The 4682-nt window shown below is 72.2% G+C and carries 1 protein-coding gene; it reads right to left on the reverse strand.

Going from position 1 to position 4682, the window contains the following annotated elements; all coding sequences use genetic code 11:
• A partial coding sequence (locus ABT324_RS33200) for an SDR family NAD(P)-dependent oxidoreductase (protein ID WP_351185827.1) occupies window positions 1-4682 on the reverse strand: 4682 nt, incomplete at both ends.

A 4682-nucleotide genomic window follows, 5' to 3' on the forward strand; every position in this document is an offset into this window, starting at 1 on the left:
GGCTCGTCGACGTGGAGTGTGCGGGGGAGCTGGCCGTGGCGCATGGCCATGACCATCTTGATCACCCCGGCTGCTCCGGCGGCGGACTGGGTGTGACCGATGTTGGACTTGATGGATCCGAGCCAGAGCGGGTGTTCGCGGTCCTGCCCGTAGGTGGCGAGCAGGGCTTGGGCCTCGATGGGGTCGCCGAGCCGGGTGCCGGTGCCGTGCCCCTCGACGACGTCCACTTCGGACGGCTGGAGTCCGGCGTTGGACAGCGCCTGCCGGATCACCCGCTGCTGCGAAGGCCCGTTGGGGGCGCTGAGGCCGTTGGACGCGCCGTCCTGGTTGATCGCCGACCCCCGGAGGACCGCGAGCACGGGGTGGCCGTTGCGCCGAGCATCCGACAACCGCTCCAGCAGCACGATCCCGGCGCCCTCGCCCCAGCCGGTGCCGTCCGCTGCCGCGGCGAACGCCTTGCACCGGCCGTCGGCGGCGAGACCGCGCTGTCGGCTGAACTCCACGAACGCCGCTGGCGTGGACATCACGGTCACGCCACCGGCCAGCGCGAGGGAGCACTCCCCACTGCGCAGCGACTGCGCCGCGAGGTGCAGGGCGACCAGCGACGACGAGCAGGCGGTGTCGACGGTGACGGCGGGGCCCTCCAGCCCGAAGGTGTAGGAGATCCGGCCCGAGAGCACAGCAGTCGCCGTGCCGGTGATCAGGTAGCCCTCCGCGCTCCGCGTGCTGTCGTGCGTCTCGTAGTGCGAGGTGGCGGCGCCGACGAACACGCCGGTCCGGCTCTCCCGCAGGCCGTCGACCGCGATGCCCGCGCGCTCGAACGCCTCCCAGGAGGTTTCCAGCAGCAACCGCTGCTGCGGGTCCATCGCGACCGCCTCGCGCGGCGAGATGCCGAAGAACGCCGCGTCGAACTGCGCGGCCTCCGGGACGAAGGCGCCTTCGCGGGCGTAGGAGGTGCCCGGCTGGCTCAGCTCCGGGTCGTAGATCCCCTCGACGTCCCAGCCGCGGTCGGTGGGGAAGCCGGAGACCGCATCGCCGCCGCGGGTGACCAGGTCCCACAGCGACTCGGGCGAGTCGGCGCCACCGGGGAGGCGGCAGCTCATCGACACGATCACCACCGGGTCGTCGTCCTGGTGCACGACCTCGGTGGGCGCGGCGGCAGGTGCGGCCTCACCCAGCAGTTCCCGCTCCAGGTGTTCCGCCAGCGCGACCGGCGACGGGTTGTCGAACACCAGCGTGGTGGGCAGCGGCAGCCCGGTCGCCGCCTTGAGGCGGTTGCGCAGCTGCACGGCGGTGAGCGAGTCGAGGCCGAGGTCGCGGAACGCGGCCCGCGGCGCGACCTCGGCGGGCGAGGAGTGGCCGAGCGCCGCAGCGACCTCGGCGCGCACCAGGTCCAGCAGGGTGCGGTTGCGCTCGATCGCGGTGAGCCCGGACAGCCGTTGCCGCCAGCCGCCGTCGTCCTGGACATCACCGTCCGCTCCCGGCCCGTCCAGCGCCGCTCGCGCCTCGGCGAGGTCGCTGATCAGCGGTCGCGGCCGCGCCGCGCTGAGCGTCGGGGCGAACCGGTCCCAGGCGATGTCGGCGATCGCGGTGGTGACGTCGTCGGCGTCAAGCGCGCGACGCAGCGCCTCGACGGCGAGTTCCGGGTCCATGGCGGGCAGGCCTGAGCGGTGCAAGGAGTCACGCGCCGCGCCCTGGGCGGCCATGCCGTCGCCACCCCACGTCCCCCACGCGGTGGCGAGGGCGTGCAGACCGCGGTCCCGCCGTGCCTGGGCTACTGCGTCGAGGTAGGCGTTGGCGGCGGCGTAGGCACCCTGGCCGCTTCCGCCCCACACGCCCGCGCCGGAGGAGAACAGCACGAACGCGTCGAGCGGGGTTTCCGCGAATGCCTCGTCCAGGTTCTTGGCCCCGAGGGCCTTGCCCTCCCACGCCTGTGCCAGCAGCGCGCTGCTGGTCTCGTGCAGGGACGCCGCCGTTCCCACACCGGCGGTGTGGAAGACCGCGGTCACGGCGGTGTCCAGCGAGTTGAGCACCCGGTCCAGCGCCGCCCGGTCGGCGACGTCGCAGGCCTCGATGTCGACGCGGACACCAGGTGCTAGCGCCTCCAGCTCTGCCCGCAGCTCGTGGGCGCCTGGGGCGTCGATCCCGCGACGGCTGGTGAGCACGAGGTGCTGCACGCCCGAGCGGGCGAGCCACCTCGCAACGTGCGCACCCAGTGCCCCGGTCCCGCCGGTGATGAGCACCGGCCCGTGCGTGCTCCAGCGCCGCTCGGTCGGTGGGGCGGCAGCACGGGCCAACCGCCGGGCGAACACACCCGAGGCGCGCACCGCGAGCTGGTCCTCCGCACCGGCACCGGTCAGCACCGCCACTACCCGCTCGGCGGCACGCGGGTCGAGTTCCTCGGGCAGGTCGACGAGTCCGCTCCACCACTGCGGGTGTTCCAGCCCGGCCACCTGGCCCAAGCCCCACACGGCAGCCTGGTCCGGGTCGCGGAACCGGTCGGAGCGTCCGACCGATACCGCACCGGAGGTCACGCACCACACCGAAACATCAAGGTCGGCGTCCGCACAGGACTGCAGCAACGCCAGCGTCCCGGCCACCGGGTCGTCGGCGAAGGCGAGGAACGACAGGAGGTGCTGCGGGCGGTGTTCGGCGAGCTGCTCGCTGATCGAGTTGCGGTCCGTCGCCTCGGCACAGGTGATCTCCGCCCCCGCAGCCGCCAGCGCGCCGAGGACGGTGGTGATCGCAGGGTCGTCGGCGTGCCCGGCCGGGACCAGTGCCAGGTACCGACCAGGGCTGGTCGGGGTGCTGGAGGACAGGGCTAGCGGCCGCCAGGTGACCTGGTAACGCCAGGAGTCGATCGTCGACGCGGTGAGCTGCTCCCGTCGCCAGTCCGACAGCAGCGGGAGCGCGGGGCGCAGCGCTTCTCGCGGGTCGCGGTCGTCCACCGCGAGCATCGCCGCCAGCGCGTCGAGGTCCTCGCGTTCGACGGCGCGCCAGAAGTCGCCGTCCGCGCCGTCCTCGGTCGCCGCGGCCCGGGCCGGGGCATCGAGCCAGTAGCGGGTGCGCTGGAAGGGGTAGGTGGGCAGCGGGATGCGCCGTGCCGCGGCGTTCTCGAAGACCTCGGTCCAGTCGACCGGTTGCCCGGTGGTCCAGGCCTGGGCGATGGCGGTCAGGAGCTGCGGGAGCCCACCGTGGTCGCGGCGGAGGGTGCCGATGGTGACGACGTCGTCGGCTGCTTCCTGGATGGGGGTGGTGAGGACGGGGTGGGGGCTGGGTTCGATGAAGGTGGTGCAGGTGGGCAGCAGCGCCTCGATGGTGGGGTGCAGCAGGACCGGTTGGCGGAGGTTGCGGAACCAGTAGTCGGCGGTGAGCTCGGTGCCGTCGAGTTGTGCCGCGGTGACGGTGGAGTGGAACGGGATGGTGCCTTGCTGCGGGGTGATGGGGGCGAGCGCCTGGCGGAGCTCGTCCCGGATGGCGTCCACGTGGGCCGAGTGGGAGGCGTAGTCGACGGGGATGCGGCGGACGCGGACGTCGTCGCGTTCCAGTGTGGACAGCATTGTTTCGAGCGGCTGCTGGGGTCCGGCGATGACGGTGGAGTTCGGCCCGTTGAGCGCGGCGATGGTGATGTCGGGGTGGTGGGTGAGTGCTTGGCCCAGTTCGTCGGCCGGGAGGGCGATGGAGGCCATGGCGCCCTTGCCTGCGAGGTGTTGGGCGATGAGTTGGCTGCGGAGTGCGATGATGCGGGCGCTGTGGTCGAGGGTGAGGATTCCTGCGACGCAGGCGGCGGCGATTTCGCCTTGGGAGTGGCCGATGACGGCTGCGGGTTCGACGCCGTGGGCGCGCCAGGTTTGGGCGAGGGAGATCATCATTGCCCAGAGTGCGGGTTGGATGACGTCGACGCGGTCGAGTGGGGCGTTGGTGTTGCGGAGGATGTCGGTGAGGGACCAGTCGACGTGGGGTGTGAGTGCTTGTTCGCAGCGGTTGATCCAGTCGGCGAACACCGGTGAGGTGTTGAGCAGTTCGGCGCCCATCCCGGGCCACTGCGAGCCCTGGCCGGGGAAGACGAACACGACCTTGCCCGCAAGGCCCGCTTCGCCTTCGGTGACCGCGGGGTGGGGTGTGCCGTCGGCGAGGGCCCGCAGGCCGTCGCGGAGCTCGGTGCCGGTGCGGCCCACCACGGCAGCGCGGTGGTCCAGCGCCGCGCGGGAGGTCGCCAGCGACCAACCGACGTCGACCGGTTCCTGGTCGCTGACCGCGAGCAGCTGCCGGGCCTGGGCGCGCAGCGCCGCGGGGGTCTTCGCGGAGAGCACCCAGGGGACGGCGCTGAGGTCGGGCCGTGGCTCGTCGGTTTCGTGGGTGGTGGGTGGTTGTTCGATGATGATGTGGGCGTTGGTGCCGCTGATGCCGAAGGAGGAGATCGCGGCGCGGCGTGGGTGGTTGGTGTCTGGCCAGGCCTGGTTTTGTGTGAGCAGGGTGACGGACCCGGTGTTCCAGTCGACCTGGTTGGTGGGTTCGTCGACGTGCAGTGTGCGGGGGAGTTGGCCGTGACGGATGGCCATGACCATCTTGATGATGCCTGCGACGCCGGCGGCGGCTTGGGTGTGGCCGATGTTGGACTTGATCGACCCGAGCCAGAGCGGGTTTTCGCGGTCCTGTCCGTAGGTGGCGAGGAGTGCTTG

It is taken from the genome of Saccharopolyspora sp. NPDC000359 (assembly GCF_040300525.1).
Classification (GTDB): Bacteria; Actinomycetota; Actinomycetes; order Mycobacteriales; family Pseudonocardiaceae; genus Saccharopolyspora.